Below are 16,925 nucleotides of genomic sequence, written 5' to 3'. Positions count from 1 at the left end.
CCGGGCGCAGGCGCGCCCGCCGCACGTCACATGAGCACGACGTCGTACTGCTCCTGGGTGTAGGAGCTCTCGGCCTGGAAGCGCACCTCCCGCCCGATGAAGGCCTCGAGCTCGGCCACCCCCGCCGACTCCTCGTCCAGCATCCGGTCCACCACCTGCGGCGCCGCCAGCACGAGGAAGCTGCGGGCCTCGAACTGGCGGGCCTCGCGGATGATCTCGCGGAAGATCTCGTAGCAGACGGTCTCCACGGTCTTCACCGTGCCGCGGCCCTCGCAGGTGGGGCAGGGCTCGCAGAGCTGGCGCGCGAGGCTCTCCCGCGTGCGCTTGCGCGTCATCTCCACCAGCCCCAGGCGGGAGATCTCGCTGATGTGGGTGCGCGCGCGGTCGCGGGCGAGGGCCCGCTCCAGCGCCTGCAGCACCTGCGTGCGGTGCTCCTCGACTTCCATGTCGATGAAGTCGACGATGATGATGCCGCCGAGGTTGCGCAGGCGCAGCTGGCGGGCGATGGCCTGGGCCGCCTCCAGGTTGGTCTTGAAGATGGTCTCCTCGAGGTTGCGATGGCCCACATAGGCGCCGGTGTTGACGTCGATGGTGGTCATCGCCTCGGTCTGGTCGATGATCAGGTAGCCGCCGGACTTGAGCTCCACCCGCCGCTCCAGGGCGCGCTTGAGCTCGTCCTCGACGCCGTAGAGCTCGAACACCGGCCGCTCGCCCGGGTAGTACTCGAGCCGCCCGGCGAGCTCCGGCACGTAGCGCTCGGCGAACTCGCGCATGCGGCGGAAGGTCATGCGCGAGTCGACCCGGATCTTCTCCACCGCATCCCCCAGGAGATCGCGCAGGATGCGCAGCGCAAGGGGCAGGTCCTCGTGCACCAGGGTGCCGGGGCGCGCGGCCTCGGCGCGCTCGGCGATCCCCGCCCACAGCCGCCTCAGGAAGGCCATGTCGGCGGCGAGGGCGGCCTCCTCCGCCCCCTCCGCGGCGGTGCGCACGATGTAGCCGCAGTGCCCGTCGGCCTCGCCGAGACGGGTCACCACCTCGCGCAGGCGCTCGCGCTCGTCCTCGCCCTCGATGCGCTGGGACAGCGCCACCTGGCCCATGCACGGCACCATCACCAGATAGCGCGAGGGGACCGTGATCTGGGTGGTCAGGCGCGCCCCCTTGCTGCCGAGGGGGTCCTTCACCACCTGCACCAGCAGCTCCTCGCCCTCGCGCAACAGCTCGGCGATGGGCTGGGACCGCGCCGGATCCAGCTCCGGCCGCCCCCGGCAGACGTCGGAGGCGTGCAGGAAGGCGGCGCGCTCGAGGCCGATGTCCACGAAGGCGGCGTCCATGCCCGGCAGGACCCGCGACACCCGCCCCTTGTAGATGTTGCCGACGATGCCGCGGCTGCGCGTGCGCTCGATGTGGACCTCCTGCAGGACGCCGTTCTCCACCACGGCGACGCGCGTCTCCTGCGGGGTGACGTTGACCAGGACCTCCTGGCTCAGCGGCTCGACCATCACGCCTCCTCGCGCCCCCCCAGGACTCGGACTCCGGCCGCGGCGAGAAGCTCCGCGGTCTCCGCCAGGGGCAGCCCGACGACCCCCGAGTAGCTGCCCTCGATGCGCGCCACCAGCACCGCCCCGAGCCCCTGGATGGCGTAGCCGCCGGCCTTGTCGTCGCCCTCGCCGCTGGCGGCGTAGGCGGCCAGCTCCCGCGCGTCCAGGTCGCGGAACCGCACCCGCGTCACGCTCAGCCGCGTCGCCTCGCCGCCGCCGTGGACCACCGCCACGCCGGTCATGACCTCGTGCCAGCGCCCGGCGAGGCGCGCCAGCATCGCCCGCGCCTCGGCGCGATCGGCGGGCTTGCCGAGGGGCTCGCCGTCCACCACCACCTCGGTGTCCGCGCCGAGGACCACCGCCCCCGCGGGGGCGGCGGCGGCCCCCGCACGCGCCTTCGCCCGCGCGAGGCGCAGGACCCGCGCCGCCGGCGCCTCCCCGGCCCGCGGCGACTCGTCCACGTCCGCCGGCACCACCACCGCCTCCAGCCCGATCTGCGCCAGCAGCGCGCGACGGCGCGGCGAGCGGGAGGCGAGATGGATCGTCGGTGCGGTCATGGCGCGCTCAAGGTAGCGGCGGCGCGGCGGCGCGGGCAAGGGGCGTCAGCCGCGGTGGTAGGGATGTCCGCCGAGCAGCGACCAGGCGCGGTAGAGCTGCTCGGCCACGATCACCCGCACCAGGGCATGGGGCAGGGTCAGGGGCGAGAGCGACCAGCGCAGCTCGGCCTGCCCCAGCACCGCCCCGTCGAGCCCCTCGGCACCGCCCACCGCCAGCGCCAGATCCCGCCCCTCGGCGGCCCAGGCGGCGAGGCGCCGCGCCAGGCCCCGCGTGTCCCAGAGCTCGCCGCGCTCGTCCAGCGCCACCAGCCGCGCCCCGCGCGGCACCGCCGCGAGCAGCCGCCGCCCCTCCTCGGCGCGGGCGCGGGCGGGTTCGCCGCCGGCGGGACGGATCTCGCGCAGCCGCAGCTCGAGCCCCCGCCCGAGGCGGCGCGCGTAATCGCGGTAGCCCTCGGCGACCCAGGACGGCACGCGCGCGGCGACGCTCAGGAGGTGGACGCGCACGCCCTCACCCCCCGCCCTCCCCGCCGGCGGGCCCCTCCGCCGGCGTCGACCACAGCTTCTCCAGGTTGTAGAAGGCGCGCACCCGCGGCTGCATGACGTGCACCACCACCGCACCGAGGTCCACCAGGACCCACTCCGCGGCCTGCTCGCCCTCCACCCCCAGCGGCGGCTGGCCGGCCTTCTTGGCCTGGAAGGCCACCTCCTGGGCGAGGGCGCGCACATGGCGCTGGGAGGTGCCGCTGGCGATGACCATGAAGTCGGTGATGGCGGTGCGGTCGCGCACGTCGAGGACACGCACGTCCTCCGCCTTCATGTCGTCGAGGGCGCGCTCCACCAGCTCGGCCAGACGCTCGGGTTCCATCGTGCTCACGGCTCCTTCGCCGCGGGCCCGGCGTAGAGCCCGTGGCGGCGGATGTAGTCCAGGACCGGATCGGGGACCAGAAACCGCACACTGCGCCCGGCGGCGATGCGGCGGCGGATGTCGGAGGCCGAGACCTCGAGCAGCGGGATCTCCAGCTCGAGGACGCGCCCGGCGGGCGCCGCCGCGAGGGCGGCGGCGCCGTCGGCGCGCCGCGCGGCAAGCTCCGCGCCCGCCGCCCCCTCCCACGCCGCCTGCCCCGGGCGGCGCAGCACCACCAGATGCGCGAGGGCGAAGAGCTCGCGCCAGCGGTGCCAGGAGGCGAGCCCCCGCGCGGCGTCGGCGCCGAGGAGCAGGCACAGCGGCCGCCGCGCCCCCAGCTCCCGGCGCAGCGAGATCAGCGTGTCGACGGTGTAGGACGGGCCCGCCCGCGCGAGCTCGCGTCCGTCGGCGGCGAGACCAGGCTCGCCGGCGCAGGCCAGGCGCACCATCGCGAGGCGCGCCGGCGCCGGCGCCGCGGGCAGGCCGCGGTGCGGCGGGCGCGCGTTGGGGATCAGCCGCACCGCCTCGAGGCCCAGGGCCTCGCGGGCCTCCAGGGCGGCCCGCAGGTGCCCGACGTGGACCGGATCGAAGGTGCCGCCGAGCAGCCCGATCATGCGCCGGCGGCGCACCGGCCCCGCGGCGGGCGCTCAGACGCGGACGTGGCCATCGCCGAGGACGATGTACTTCTGCGTGGTCAGCCCCTCCAGCCCCACCGGGCCGCGGGCGTGGAGCTTGTCGGTGCTGATGCCGATCTCGGCCCCGAGGCCGTACTCGAAGCCGTCGGCGAAGCGGGTCGAGGCGTTGACCATCACCGAGCTCGAGTCCACCTCGCGCAGGAACCGCCACGCCCGCCCGTAGTCCTCGGTGACGATGGCGTCGGTGTGGCCGGAGCCGTGGCGGGCGATGTGGGCGATGGCCTCGTCGATCCCCGCCACCACGCGGATGGAGAGGATCGGGGCGAGGTATTCGGTGTCCCAGTCCGCCTCGGTGGCGGGGCGCACATCGGGGAGGATCGCCCGCGTGCGCGCGCAGCCCCGCAGCTCCACCCCCTTCTCCCGGTAGCGCGCGGCGAGCGCAGGCAGCACCCGCGGCGCGATCCCCTCCGCCACCAGCAGCGTCTCCATGGCGTTGCAGACGCCGTAGCGGTGGGTCTTGGCGTTGTCGGCGATGGCCACCGCCTTGTCCGGGTCGGCGCGGTCGTCGATGTAGACGTGGCAGATCCCGTGCAGGTGCTTGAGCACGGGCACCCGCGCCTCGGCCGTGACCCGCTCGATGAGGCCCTTGCCGCCGCGCGGCACCACCAGGTCCACCAGCCCCTCCATGCGCACCAGCTCGCCCACCGCGGCGCGGTCCGTCGTCTCCACCACCTGCACCGCCGCCTGCGGCAGGCCAGCCTCGGCCAGCCCCTGGCGGATGCAGGCGGCGATGGCGCGGTTGGAGCGGATCGCCTCCGAGCCGCCGCGCAGGATCGCGGCGTTGCCCGCCTTCAGGCACAGCCCGGCGGCGTCGGCGGTGACGTTGGGGCGCGACTCGTAGATGATGCCCACGACCCCCAGCGGCACGCGCATCCGCCCGACCCGGATCCCCGAGGGGCGCACCCGCAGCTGCGTCACCTCGCCCACCGGATCCGGCAGGGCGGCGATCTGGCGCAGCCCCTCGGCCATCGCCGCCACCCGCTGCGGGTTGAGCTCGAGCCGGTCCAGCAGGGCGTCATCCAGCCCCGCCGCGCGTCCGGCGGCCAGATCCTCGGCGTTGGCGGCGAGGATCTCGCCCTCGCGCGCCTGCAGCGCTGCCGCCATGGCCGCGAGGGCGGCGTCCTTGGCCGCGGTGGAGGCGGCGGCCATGGCGCGGGCGGCCTCCCGGGCGGCCTCCGCCAGCCCCCGCATGTAGCCTGCGATGTCGGTCTTCGCGTCCATCCGTCCCTCTCCGTCGGTGGCCGGCTCAGCCCGGCAGCGCCGCCCCCGCGGCGCGCGCCGCCACCGCCTCCAGCACCTGCCAGGGCCGCCCCGCGGCGAACCCCTTGATGACGCGGTCGGCCTCGGCGCACTCGCGAAGCCGCGCCCGCCACCAGGCCGCGGGCCGCCGCCGCGCCGCCCCCGCCACCAGCCGCTCGCGCGAGCGCCACACGCCGTGGCGGCGCAGCGCCTCGGCCGGCGCGGCGCCGGACTCGACATCATACGCGATCGCCGCCGCCAGCCGCACCTCGCGCGCCAGGGCCCAGAGCACCAGCGTGGGCTCGCTCCCCTCCTCGCGCAGGCGCCGCAGCACCCGCAGGGCGCGGGCCGGATCGCCCGCGAGGACGGCCTCGCCGAGGGCGAAGACGTCGAAGCGGGCCGAGTCCGCCACCGACCCCTCCACCGCCTCCACCCCCAGGCGGCCGCCGGCATGGAGCAGGGCCAGGCGCTCGATCTCCTGCGCCGCCGCCAGGAGGTTGCCCTCCACGCGCTCGGCGAGGCGCGCCGCCGCCTCCGCATCCGCCTCGACGCCGCGGGCGCGAAGCCGCGCCGCCACCCAGCCCGGCAGCTCCCGGCGCGCCGGCGTGCGGGCCTGCACCACGGCGCCGACCCGCGCCATCGCCGCCACCCACGCCTGGCCGAGCTCGCGCCGCTCCAGCCGCTCGGCCTGGACCAGCAGCACCGCATCCGGGGGCGGCGCCGCGAGCCAGCCCTCGAGGACCCGGCGCGCCCCCGCCTTGAGCGTCGCCGCCGCCAGGCGCAGCTCCACCAGGCGCCGGGCCGCGAAGAGCCCCGGGCTCGCCGCCGCCTCGGCGAGCGCCGCCCCGTCGAAGGCGCCGTCGGCCTCGATCACCTCGCGGCCCTCGCAGCCAGCCGCGCGCGCGGCCCGGCGCACGGCGTCGGCGGCCTCGAGCCGCCCCAGCGGCTCGTCGCCGTGGACCAGGTAGGCCGGCCGCAGGCCGCGGGCGAGGTCCTCCTCGATGCGCTCGGCGTCGATCTGCGCCACCGCCCGCCCTCAGCGCAGCGCCGCCGCGGCGCGGCGCAGCAGCGCCGCGGCGGCCTCCCGCACCATCTCGGCGTGCACCGTGGCCTCCTCGTCGCGCTTGGCGAGGAAGTCGCCGGTGTCGAAGACGAGGTCGCGTGTGACCGCCACCTGCTGGGGCGCGAGCAGCGGGCGGCCGTCGGCGGCGTCGATGCGGTAGCGCACGGCGTAGCGCAGCTCGTACTCGCGCGCCTTGCCGTCGGAGCCCACCGCGAGCACGCGCCGCTCGTTGCGCACCTCGAGGACGACGATGCGCGCGCGCGCCGTCTCGGGTGCCGCCGCGAGCACCCCGCCGGCGGCGCGCAGCGCCCTGCCCAGGGCCTCCTCCAGCTCCACCGGCACCGCCTCTCCCGTCACCACCGCGCGCGCAAGCGGCGGCGGCAGGTCCATGCTGCCGCGCAGGTGGAAGCCGCAGCCGGCGAGCGCGGCCGCCGCCAGCAGGGCCAGCACCCGCAAGGCGCCCCCCACGGCGGCCCTCAGGTGGCGACCACGTTGACCAGCCGGTCGGGCACGACGACGACCTTGCGCACCGTCCGCCCCTCGGTGAAGCGGCGCACGTTGGGCTCGGCCAGCGCCGCCCGCTCCACCTCCTCGCGCGGGGCGCCCGCCGGCACCTCGATGCGGGCGCGCACGCGGCCGTTGACCTGGACCACGATCTGGACGCGCTCGCGCGCGAGGGCCTCGGGATCGGGCTCGGGCCAGGCCGCGTCCACCACCGCCTCGTCGTGGCCCAGCTCGCGCCACAGGACGTGGGTGATGTGGGGCACGATGGGCGAGAGCAGCAACGTCACCGCCTCGAGCCCCTCCTGCATCACCGCGCGCCCCTGCGGCGAGTGGTCCTCCCAGCGCGCAAGCAGGTTGACCAGCTCCATGGTGGCGGCGATGGCGGTGTTGAAGGTGTAGCGGCGGCCGATGTCGTCGCCGGCCTTGGCGATGGTCTCGTGGATCTTGCGCCGCAGCGCCCGCTGCGCCTCGTCCAGCGCCCCCTTGTCCAGGGCCGGCGCGGGGCCGCGGCCGACGTGCGCCGCCGCCAGCCGCCAGAGCCGGCGCAGGAACCGGAAGGCGCCCTCGACGCCGGCGTCGGACCAGTCCAGGGACTGCTCGGGCGGGGCGGCGAACATCATGAACAGGCGCACGGTGTCGGCCCCGAAGCGCTCGATCATCTCCTGGGGGTCCACCGTGTTGCCCTTGGACTTGGACATCTTGGCCCCGTCCTTGAGGACCATGCCCTGGGTGAGGAGGTTGGTGAAGGGCTCGTCCGAGTGCACCAGCCCCTCGTCGCGCATCAGCTTGTGGTAGAAGCGGGCATAGAGCAGGTGCAGGATGGCGTGCTCGATGCCGCCCACGTACTGGTCCACCGGCACCCAGAAGTCGGCGCGCCGGTCGAGCATGGCCTCGCGGTTGTCGGCGCAGGCGAAACGGGCGTAATACCAGGACGACTCCATGAAGGTGTCGAAGGTGTCGGTCTCGCGCCGCGCCGCCGCGCCGCACTGCGGGCAGGTGGTCTCGTAGAACGACGGCATGCGCGCCAGCGGCGAGCCCTCGCCGGTCAGCTCCACGTCCTCGGGCAGGCGTACCGGCAGGTCCTCGTCCGGCACCGGCACCTCGCCGCAGGCGGGGCAGTGGATGATGGGGATGGGGGCGCCCCAGTAGCGCTGGCGCGAGATGAGCCAGTCGCGCAGGCGGTAGTTGACCTTGCGCTCGCCGAGGCCCCGCGCCTCGAGCCAGCCGGCGACGGCGTCGAAGGCCGCCTCGTAGTCGAGGCCGTCGAAGGGGCCGGAGTTGACGCACACGCCGCGCTCGGTGAAGGCGCCCTGCGTCAGGTCCACCGCGGAGCCGTCGGCGGGGGCGATGACCTGCCGGATGGGGATCCCGTGCCGGCGCGCGAACTCCCAGTCGCGCTGGTCGTGCCCGGGCACCGCCATGATCGCGCCGGTGCCGTAGCCCATGAGCACGAAGTTGGCCACCCACACCGGCACCTCCTCGCCGGTGACCGGATGCACGGCCTTCATGCCGGTGTCGACGCCGCGCTTCTCCATGGTCTCGAGCTCGGCCTCGGCCACCTTGGTGCGCCGGCACGACTCGATGAAGGCGGCGATGGCGGGATCGGCCTCGGCGGCCTTGAGGGCCAGCGGGTGCTCGGCGGCGACGGCGACGAAGGTGATGCCCATGATGGTGTCGGGACGCGTGGTGAAGACCCGCAGCGGCTCGTCCCAGCCCCGCACCTGGAGGCTGAACTCCACGCCCTCCGAGCGCCCGATCCAGTTGCGCTGCATGGTGCGCACCTGCTCCGGCCAGCCCTCGAGGCGGTCGAGGTCGGCGAGCAGCTCCTCGGCGTAGGCGGTGATGCGCAGGAACCACTGCGGGATCTCGCGCCGCTCCACCTCGGTGTCGCAGCGCCAGCAGCGCCCGTCGATGACCTGCTCGTTGGCGAGCACGGTCTGGTCCTTGGGGCACCAGTTCACGGGCGCCTTCCTGCGGTAGGCGAGCCCCTTGCGGAAGAGCCGCGTGAACAGCCACTGCTCCCAGCGGTAGTAGTCGGGGTCGCAGGTGGCGAACTCGCGCGACCAGTCGTAGCCGAAGCCCAGGCGCTTGAGCTGCTCGCGCATGTAGGCGATGTTGTCCCAGGTCCAGCGGGCCGGGTGGACGCCGCGCTCGATGGCGGCGTTCTCCGCCGGCAGGCCGAAGGCGTCCCAGCCCATGGGCTGCAGCACGTTGCGCCCCCGCATGCGCTGGTAGCGGGCGATGACGTCGCCGATGGTGTAGTTGCGCACATGGCCCATGTGCAGCCGCCCGCTGGGGTAGGGGAACATGGACAGGCAGTAGTACTTCTCCCCCGGGGCATCCTCGCGGGCACGGAAGGTGCCGTGCGCCTCCCAGTGGCGCTGGGCCTCGGCCTCCACCGCGGCCGGATCGTAGAACTCCTGCATCGCCTCCCCTCGCAAGCCCTTGAAGAGGCGGAAGGATACCGCAGCCGGCCCGGCTCGGCGAGGCCCGGCGCGCAGGCACGAGAAGGGCCCGCCGGGGCGGGCCCTGGGTCTCGCCTTGCGGCCGGGTTCAGGCGGCGCGGCGGCGGGCGAAGCCGAGCCCGGCGAGACCGGCGCCGAGCAGCAGCAGGCTCGCGGGCTCCGGCAGCTCGCCGGTGATCTCGAAGCGCAGCTTGCGCTCCAGCACCGGCTGCAGGTCGCCGAACGTGGTGGCGGCGAAGTCGGTGCCGTTGCCGTCGTTCCACGAGCAGTCCGCGCCGGCGCCGATGCCGAGGCAGTTCACCGCCTGGTAGCCTGCGGCGATGGCGGCGGCGGTGGCGGTGGCGGGATCCGTGCCGGTGTTGTGGAAGCCGTCGGTGGAGACGTCGATCAGCTTGCGAAAGTCCGCGCTGAACTCGCTCGCGCCGATCCCGGCAAGGAACGCATCGAGGTCCGACACCGCGAGATCGATGCCGCCGCCGATGTTGGTCAAGCCGCCGAGCTGGGACATCCCGTTGACGGCGTTCAGCACCGTGGTGCGGTCGGCCTCGCTGGAGATCCGGATCGCGGTCTGCTCGAGCTGGGCAGAGCTCGAGAACTGCACGAGGTTGATGACCACGCTGCCGTCGGCCGGGACGATGGTGGGATCGCCCAGGACCGCGGCATAGGCCGACTTCTGGGTCGCGAAGTCGGTCGCCGAGATGCTCCCGGAGCCGTCGATGACGATGCCCAGGGCGACGTTGATGGGCACGGCCCGGGCGCTGCCCATGCCCAGGGCCGCCAGCGCCGCCAGCGCGATCCCCTTGGCCCAGTGTTTCCTGTTCATGCTTCCTTCCTCCTGTGGGTGGGTGGCCCGTCCGAGACCCCGCTCCCGACGGGACAGGGTGGACACCCAAGTCCATGCACGCCCCGTGCCACACGAAAAAAGATCCGGGAAATCCGGCCCTTGCGCAGATCCCGCAGCACCCTGCGAGGGGCGGCTGTAAAGAAACCCGACACCCGCGCGCGGCAGGCACGAGAAGGGCCCGCCGGGGCGGGCCCTGGGTCTCGCCTTGCGGCCGGTTCAGGCGGCGCGGCGGCGGGCGAAGCCGAGCCCGGCGAGACCGGCGCCGAGCAGCAGCAGGCTCGCGGGCTCCGGAACCGTCGTGGGCCCGCCGGTGACGGTGATGTGGTCGTCCTCGCTGATGCTGCTGAAACCGGTCACGCCGACGGTGAAGTCGTAGGTCCCGGGAACGAGGCCGGTGATGGTCATGGAGAAGGTGCGCGACTCGCCGCCGGTCACGTCGTCGCAGCCCGCCGGGTCGGTGCAGGCGAAGCTGACGTTGAGGCCGGAGGTGTCACCGCCGGAGACGAAGAGCGAGAGGTCGAAGGTGGCGGTGGCCGTCCCCACGGCGCTGACGATGGTGCTGACGAGATCCCCGGTCGGCACCGAGACGAAGTCGTTGACCAGCGCGCCCCCCGTGGCCGTGGTGATGGCCGAGGCCTGGTTCCGCCCATCGCCGGTACCGTCCGCGAACGACCCGTCGATGCCGGTCCCCGCAGCGGTGCTGTTGAAGCCGACCACGATCACGCCCTCGCCGGTCAGGGTGGCGATGGCATCGGCGAGGGTCACCGTGTCCTGGTGGCCGAAGATATCGCCGAACCACAGGATCACCTTCTGCGCCCCGGCACGCCAGCCGGTGGCCTCGCCGCTGCCGGTCCCGGGCCCTGCGGTATCGGCGCCGTCGGTGGCCGCCTGGTGGAGGGCGTAGAGGTTCGCCTCCGCGGCGTCGCCGCCGCCGAACGCGATCCAGTTCCCCATGGCGGTGGTGGCCGCGGTGGTGCTGGTGGTGATGGGCTGGAGGACGTCGTAGGCGTTGTCGAACCCGACCCCCTCGCTGGGGTCGCCGAAGTAGCGCCCGACGCCGAAGGCGGCGTTGCTGTAGGTGGTGCTGAGGGAGCCGAGCAGGCTCGTCGCCACGCTCTGCACGTTGCCGATGACGGTGCCCATGCTGCCGGTGTTGTCGGCGAGGAAGTAGAAGTCGACGAAATCCAGGGTCGGGTCGGTGGTCACCGTCTTGCTCACCACCACCGTCTCACCCACCGCGAGGGTGTCCGTGTAGCTCGCCGGTGCGATGGCGGCGGCGTGGGCGAGACCCCACCCGCCGAAGGCCAGGGCCGCGGCCAGGCCCAATCGTGTTCCGCCTCTCATGGCGACTCCTCCTTTGCCTGCGTGGACTCCACGGCAGTCCATGCACGCGGCATGCCAGGCACGCAACCCTTTGTTTTTCCAGGATCGTTCAGGAAATCCCCGGGCGCGCTGTAAAAAAAACTGACACCGCGCAGGGGCTCGGCGGGCCCGCCCTCAGCGGCGCCTGCGGGCGGCGGCGGCCGCCACCAGCCCCAGGAGGCCGGCCAGCGCCGGCCCGTCGCCCAGCCGCGCATAGGGCCCGCGCCCGGCCATGGGCCGCACCGCGGCCCGCACCACGGCGGGGGCGAACTGCGGGCCGCGGGCGAGCACGCGCCCGTCCGGACCGATGACGGCGGAGACGCCGGTGTTGGTGGCGCGCACCAGGTAGCGGCCGGCCTCGCGGGCGCGGGCGCGGGCGATCTGCAGGTGCTGGTGGGGGGCCAGCGAGTCGCCGAACCAGGCGTCGTTGCTGACGTTGACCAGCAGCGCCGCGCCGCCGTCGCCGTGGACCAGGGCCGGAAAGGCGATCTCGTAGCAGATGGTGATCCCCAGGCGCATCCCCGCCGCCGCCACCGGCGCGGGGTCGGGGGGGCCGGGGGCGAAGTCGGACATGGGCACGTCGAGGATGCGGAACAGCCCCCCGAGCCAGGCCCGCCCCGGATAGTACTCGCCGAAGGGCACCAGATGGCGCTTGCGGTAGACCGCCCCGGCCCCGCCCCCCGCGACCACGACCCCGTTGTAGTAGGGCCCGCCGGGGGCGTCGCGCAGGGGGATGCCGGTGACCAGGGTGGTGCCGGCGGCGCCCGCCTCGGCGGCGAGGGCGTCCAGGAACCCGGCCTCCACCTCGTCCAGGAAGAGCGGCACCGCGGTCTCGGGCCAGACCACCAGGTCGGTGCCCCAGAGCGGACGGCTCATGCCCAGGTAGCGCTCCAGGGTCGGCAGCACCGCCTCCGGCGCCCACTTGACGTCCTGGGCGATGTTGCCCTGCACGACGGCGACGCTGCGCGCCGGCCCCGCAGGCCGTGTCCACGGCACCGCCCCGAGGACCGCCCCGCCCGCCACCGCCGCGGCCAGCAGGGCCGCCCCCGCCCACCTGTCGGATTTCTTGACACCCGCCGCGAACACCGCCGCCCCGGCCAGGGCCACGCCCCCCGTGCCGTAGGGGCCGAGCACGGCAAGCCAGCCCCCGAGGGGGCCGTCCACCTGCGCCACCCCCACCTCGAGCCAGGGAAAGCCGGCCCACAGCCGCGCCCGGACCCATTCGGCGAGGGCCCACAGGGCGGCGAAGGCGAGCCCCGCGCGCACCCCCCCCGCGGGCGCGAGCCGCCGCCACAGCCCCGCCGTCAGCGCCGGGAAGAGGGCGAGGAGGGCGACGAAGGCGGCGGTGGCGGCCCACGCGGTGGCGGCCCCGGTGTTGCCGTAGCGGGCGATGCTGATCCAGACCCAGGAGACGCCGACGCCGAAGGCGCCGAGGCCGAAGAGCCAGCCCCGCAGCAGGGCGCGCCCGGGGGTGGCGCCGCGCGCGAGCTGCGCCAGCGCCGCCGGCGCCAGGATCGCCAGCGGCCACCACGCCAGCGGCGCGAACCCGGCGGGGAAGACGGCGCCGGCGGCGAGGGCGGCGAGATCGGCGGCGCGGGCGCGCCCCCGGGCCGCCGCCACTCAGCCCTCCGCGCCGCCGGCGGGGGCGGGCGGCGTCACCTGCAGGAGGTGGACACGGCGGCTGTCGGCGCGCACGACGCGGAAGCGGAAGCCCTCGGTCTCGTAGACCTCGCCCGGGCGCGGCACGTGGCCGAGGCCGTGCAGCACCAGCCCGCCCACGGTGTCGAAGGTCTCGTCGTCGAGGCGGGCGCCGAAGCGCTCGTTGAAGTCCTCGATGGGGGTGACCGCCTTGACCATGAAGGTGCCGTCGTCGAGGGCGCGGATGTGGCCCTCCTCGGCGACGTCGTGCTCGTCCTCGATCTCGCCCACGATCTGCTCGAGCACGTCCTCGATGGTGACCATGCCGGCCACACCGCCGTACTCGTCCACCACCACCGCGAGGTGGTTGCGGCTGGTGCGGAATTCCTTCAGGAGCACGTTGAGGCGCTTGCTCTCGGGGATGAACACCGCCGGCCGCAGGACCTCGCGGATGTCGAAGGATCCGCCCCCCGCGGGGCAGTAGGCGAGCAGGTCCTTGGCCAGGAGGATGCCCACCACCTCGTCGCGGCTCTCGCCGATGACGGGGAAGCGCGAGTGGCCCGAGGCGACGACGTGGGCGAGGATCTCGTGGAAGGGGGCGTCACGCTCCACCACCGCCATCTGCGCGCGCGGGATCATGATGTCGCGCACGCGCATGTCGGAGACCGCGAGCACGCCCTCGATCATGGCCAGGGCGTCGGCGTCCATCAGGCCGCGGCGCTGGGCCGCGCGGAGCACCTCCACCAGCTCCTCGCGGTCGCGCGGCGCGCCGGCGAGCATCTGCCCCAACCGCTCGATCCAGGATCGTTGCGACGCCCCGTCGCCGGACCGCTCCTCGCTCACGCCCCCGCCTCCTCCGCATAGGGGTCCGGGAACCCGAGGCGGCCGAGGATCTCGCGCTCGAGCCCCTCCATCCGCGCCGCCTCCGCCTCCTCCTGGTGGTCGTGGCCGAGGACGTGCAGCACCCCGTGCACCACCAGGTGCGCCCAGTGCGCCGCCTCCGGCTTGCCCTGCTCGGCGGCCTCGCGCGCGGCCACCGGGGCGCAGAGGACGATGTCGCCGAGCAGCCCCGTCCCCGGCGCGTGGGGGAAGCTGAGCACGTTGGTGGGGCCGTCCTTGCCGCGCCAGGCGCGGTTGAGCTCGGCGCCCTCGGCCTCGTCGACGATGCGGATCACCAGCTCGCCCTCGGCCTCCCGGCCCGCCAGCGCCGCCTGCGCCCACGCCCGCAGCGCCTCGTCGCCGGGTCCGCCGGGGGCGGCCCGCTGGATGACGATCTCCACGCTCATTCCCGCCCGCCTCCGCGCTCGGCCCGCTCGTAGGCGGCGACGATGCGCTGCACCAGGGGGTGGCGCACGACGTCGCGGGAGGTGAAGAAGGTGAAGCGGATGCCCTCGACGTCGCGCAGCACCTCGATGACCTGGCGCAGCCCCGACAGCTCCGGCCGCGGCAGGTCGATCTGGGTGACGTCTCCGGTGACCACCGCGCGGGAGCCGAAGCCGATGCGGGTGAGGAACATCTTCATCTGCTCGACGGTGGTGTTCTGCGCCTCGTCGAGGATGATGAACGACTCGTTGAGGGTGCGCCCGCGCATGTACGCGAGCGGCGCCACCTCGATGACGTTGCGCTCGAGCAGCCGCGCCACGCGCTCGAAGCCCAGCATCTCGTAGAGGGCGTCGTAGAGCGGGCGCAGATAGGGGTCCACCTTCTGCACCAGGTCGCCGGGCAGGAAGCCGAGCCGCTCGCCCGCCTCCACCGCCGGGCGCACCAGCACCAGCCGCCGCACCTGCTCGCTCTCCAGCGCCGCCACCGCGCTCGCCACCGCGAGGTAGGTCTTGCCCGTGCCGGCGGGGCCGATGCCGAAGTTGAGGTCGTGCTCGGCGATGGCGCGCAGGTAGCGGCGCTGGTTGGGGCCGCGGGCGCGGATGAGGGCGCGCCGGGTGCGGATCACCACCTCCTCGCCGTCGGCCGCCGGCGCCTCCTCCCCCTCGCCCGCCCCCGCCTGCTGCAGGGCGAGGTGGACGCGCATGGGCGTGAGCGCCTCCTCGGCCGCGGCGGCGTAGAGCCGGCGCAGGACCTCCACCGCGGTGGCCGCGGCCGTGCCCTCGCCGATCACCTGGAAGTGGTTGCCGCGGTTGTTGATCTCGACGCCGAGGCGGCGCTCCACCTGGCGCAGGTGCTCGTCGAACTGCCCGCACAGGTTGGCGAGTCGGCGGTTGTCGGCGGGCTCGAGGACGACGCTGAGGGATTGCGGACGCGCGCTCAAGGGCTCGAAGGATCAGTTCCAGCCGGCCGCCTCGCCGCCGTGCGCGAGCACCCCGCGCAGGGAGTTGGGCAGGGCCTCGGTGATGCGCACCTCGACGAAGCGGCCGATCAGCGACGAGGGGGCGGGGAAGTTGACGACGCGGTTGTTCTCCGTGCGCCCGGCGAGCTCCCCCGTGCCGCGCCGGGCGGGGCGCTCGGCCAGCACCCGCTGCACCGTCCCCACCATGGCCGCGGCGATGGCCTGCTCGCTCGCGCGCAGCCTCGCCTGCAGCCGCGCCAGCCGCGCGCGCTTGACCTCGTCCGGGACCTGGTCGGGATAGGCCGCGGCGGGGGTCCCCGGCCGCGGGCTGTACATGAAGCTGAAGGAATGGTCGAAGCCCACCTCGTCCACCAGCCGCAGGGTGGCCTCGAAGTCGGCCTCGGTCTCGCCGGGGAAGCCGACGATGAGGTCGGTGGAGAGGGTGAGGCCGGGGCGGGCCTCGCGCAGGCGGCGCACCTTCTCGAGATACTCGGCCACGGTGTGGCCGCGCTTCATGCGCGCGAGCACCCGGTCCGAGCCGCTCTGCACCGGCAGGTGCAGGTGCGAGACCAGCTCCGGGACGGTGGCGAAGGCCTCGATCAGGTTCTCGTCGAGCTCCACCGGATGCGAGGTGGTGAAGCGGATGCGGCCGATGCCGTCCACCGCCGCCACCGCGGCGACGAGCATCGCCAGGTCGGCCTCGCCGCCGTCGGCGCGGGGGCCGCGGTAGGCGTTGACGTTCTGCCCGAGCAGGGTCACCTCCCGCACGCCCTGGGCGGCGAGGGCCCGCACTTCGGCCAGCACGTCCTCGAAGGGGCGGCTGACCTCGTCGCCGCGGGTGTAGGGGACGACGCAGTAGGTGCAGTACTTGCTGCAGCCCTCCATCACCGAGACGTAGGCCGTCGGCCCCTCGGCGCGCGGCGCCGGCAGGCGGTCGAACTTCTCGATCTCGGGGAAGGAGACGTCCACCGCCGCCCGCCGCTGCCGGCGCGCCGCCTCGATCATCTGCGGCAGGCGGTGCAGGGTCTGCGGCCCGAAGACCACGTCCACGTAGGGGGCGCGGGTGCGGATCGCCTCGCCCTCCTGGCTTGCGACGCAGCCGCCGACCCCGATCACCACCTCCGGGCGGGCGGCCTTGAGGGCGCGCCACTGGCCGAGCTGCGAGAAGACCTTCTCCTGCGCCTTCTCGCGCACGGAGCAGGTGTTGAGGATCAGCACGTCGGCCTCCTCCGGCCGCTCGGTGCGCTCGAGCCCGTGCGCGGCGGCGAGCAGATCGGCCATGCGGGCCGAGTCGTACTCGTTCATCTGGCAGCCGAAGGTCCGGATGTAGACCTTGCCCATGGGGCGCACGCGGCGGGGCTCAGAAGGGGATGTCGTCGTCGAGGTCGCCGTCGTCGGCCGCCGGCGCGGCGCGCCCGGCAGGCTCCGCCTCAGGACGGTCGAAGCCGGCGCTGCCGCCGCCGCGCGAGTCGAGCATCTGCATCTCGTTGGCGACGATCTCGGTGGTGTAGCGGTCCCGCCCCTCGCGGTCCTGCCACTTGCGGGTGCGCAGCCGTCCCTCCACGTAGATCTTGGCCCCCTTGCGCAGGTACTCGCCGGCGATCTCGGCGAGCTTGCCGAAGAAGACGACGTTGTGCCACTCCGTGTGCTCCTGCTGCTCCCCGGTCTGGCGGTCGCGCCAGCTGTCGGTGGTGGCCAGGCGCACGTTGGCGACCGCGCCGCCGCTCGGCATGTAGCGCACCTCGGGGTCGGCGCCGAGGTTGCCGATGAGGATGACCTTGTTGACGCCTCTGGCCATGCGCTGGGCCTCGCTCCCTGGAAGGACAAGGGGGAAG

Annotated in this window: 17 protein-coding genes; all 17 read right to left on the bottom strand. The window is 74.5% G+C overall.

Annotated elements, in window-relative coordinates; all coding sequences use genetic code 11:
• Positions 1-26: 26 nt before the first annotated feature.
• The 17 genes from rng to ssb all read right to left on the bottom strand — a co-directional run bounded on the left by rng (position 27) and on the right by ssb (position 16,888).
• Positions 27-1,487: a ribonuclease G gene (gene rng / locus EDC57_RS03860; RefSeq protein ID WP_123400910.1), complete on the bottom strand. Its 1,461-nt coding sequence runs from the start codon at positions 1,485-1,487 to the stop codon at positions 27-29.
• Between the two features lie 11 nt (positions 1,488-1,498).
• Positions 1,499-2,095: a Maf family protein gene (locus EDC57_RS03855; RefSeq protein ID WP_123400909.1), complete on the bottom strand. Its 597-nt coding sequence runs from the start codon at positions 2,093-2,095 to the stop codon at positions 1,499-1,501.
• A gap of 45 nt (positions 2,096-2,140) precedes the next feature.
• Positions 2,141-2,599 (bottom strand): 23S rRNA (pseudouridine(1915)-N(3))-methyltransferase RlmH, encoded by a 459-nt coding sequence (gene rlmH / locus EDC57_RS03850; RefSeq protein WP_123400402.1) that lies wholly within the window; start codon positions 2,597-2,599, stop codon positions 2,141-2,143.
• Positions 2,600-2,603: 4 nt separating this feature from the next.
• Positions 2,604-2,960 (bottom strand): ribosome silencing factor, encoded by a 357-nt coding sequence (gene rsfS, locus EDC57_RS03845; protein WP_123400400.1) that lies wholly within the window; start codon positions 2,958-2,960, stop codon positions 2,604-2,606.
• A gap of 5 nt (positions 2,961-2,965) precedes the next feature.
• On the bottom strand, positions 2,966-3,613 hold the full coding sequence (gene nadD, locus EDC57_RS03840) for a nicotinate-nucleotide adenylyltransferase (protein WP_123400398.1): 648 nt from the start codon (positions 3,611-3,613) through the stop codon (positions 2,966-2,968).
• A 33-nt stretch (positions 3,614-3,646) separates the two neighbouring features.
• Positions 3,647-4,915: a glutamate-5-semialdehyde dehydrogenase gene (locus tag EDC57_RS03835; RefSeq protein WP_123400396.1), complete on the bottom strand. Its 1,269-nt coding sequence runs from the start codon at positions 4,913-4,915 to the stop codon at positions 3,647-3,649.
• Positions 4,916-4,940: 25 nt separating this feature from the next.
• Positions 4,941-5,960 (bottom strand): DNA polymerase III subunit delta, encoded by a 1,020-nt coding sequence (gene holA / locus EDC57_RS03830; RefSeq protein WP_123400394.1) that lies wholly within the window; start codon positions 5,958-5,960, stop codon positions 4,941-4,943.
• A gap of 9 nt (positions 5,961-5,969) precedes the next feature.
• Positions 5,970-6,464 carry an LPS-assembly lipoprotein LptE gene (locus EDC57_RS12745; RefSeq protein ID WP_170165026.1) on the bottom strand — a complete coding sequence of 165 codons (495 nt, stop codon included), beginning with the start codon at positions 6,462-6,464 and terminating at the stop codon, positions 5,970-5,972.
• A gap of 8 nt (positions 6,465-6,472) precedes the next feature.
• The gene (gene leuS / locus EDC57_RS03820) at positions 6,473-8,926 is read right to left on the bottom strand and encodes a leucine--tRNA ligase (protein WP_123400390.1); all 2,454 of its coding nucleotides are present in this window, start codon (positions 8,924-8,926) and stop codon (positions 6,473-6,475) included.
• A gap of 127 nt (positions 8,927-9,053) precedes the next feature.
• Positions 9,054-9,788, bottom strand: coding sequence for a vWA domain-containing protein (locus EDC57_RS12910; RefSeq protein WP_211331900.1), 735 nt, complete (start codon positions 9,786-9,788; stop codon positions 9,054-9,056).
• Between the two features lie 237 nt (positions 9,789-10,025).
• Positions 10,026-11,153: a PEP-CTERM sorting domain-containing protein gene (locus EDC57_RS03810; protein WP_170165025.1), complete on the bottom strand. Its 1,128-nt coding sequence runs from the start codon at positions 11,151-11,153 to the stop codon at positions 10,026-10,028.
• A gap of 153 nt (positions 11,154-11,306) precedes the next feature.
• Entirely contained in the window at positions 11,307-12,791 is a 1,485-nt protein-coding gene (lnt, locus tag EDC57_RS03805) for an apolipoprotein N-acyltransferase (protein ID WP_123400386.1), read from the bottom strand.
• Complete coding sequence (locus tag EDC57_RS03800) at positions 12,792-13,652, bottom strand: CorC family transporter (RefSeq protein WP_245995114.1); 861 nt, start codon at positions 13,650-13,652, stop codon at positions 12,792-12,794.
• Positions 13,649-14,095 (bottom strand): rRNA maturation RNase YbeY, encoded by a 447-nt coding sequence (gene ybeY / locus EDC57_RS03795; RefSeq protein ID WP_123400382.1) that lies wholly within the window; start codon positions 14,093-14,095, stop codon positions 13,649-13,651. Before ybeY ends, EDC57_RS03800 begins: the two co-directional genes overlap by 4 nt.
• A complete protein-coding gene (locus EDC57_RS03790; protein ID WP_123400380.1) occupies positions 14,092-15,072 on the bottom strand; it encodes a PhoH family protein in 981 nt (326 codons plus the stop codon). Before EDC57_RS03790 ends, ybeY begins: the two co-directional genes overlap by 4 nt.
• A 12-nt stretch (positions 15,073-15,084) precedes the next feature.
• On the bottom strand, positions 15,085-16,431 hold the full coding sequence (gene miaB, locus EDC57_RS03785) for a tRNA (N6-isopentenyl adenosine(37)-C2)-methylthiotransferase MiaB (RefSeq protein ID WP_123400378.1): 1,347 nt from the start codon (positions 16,429-16,431) through the stop codon (positions 15,085-15,087).
• Between the two features lie 19 nt (positions 16,432-16,450).
• Entirely contained in the window at positions 16,451-16,888 is a 438-nt protein-coding gene (gene ssb, locus EDC57_RS03780) for a single-stranded DNA-binding protein (protein ID WP_123400376.1), read from the bottom strand.
• Positions 16,889-16,925 lie beyond the last annotated feature (37 nt).

Source organism: Inmirania thermothiophila (assembly GCF_003751635.1).
Lineage (GTDB): Bacteria > Pseudomonadota > Gammaproteobacteria > DSM-100275 > DSM-100275 > Inmirania > Inmirania thermothiophila.
This window is presented reverse-complemented; position numbering and strand designations above follow the sequence as displayed.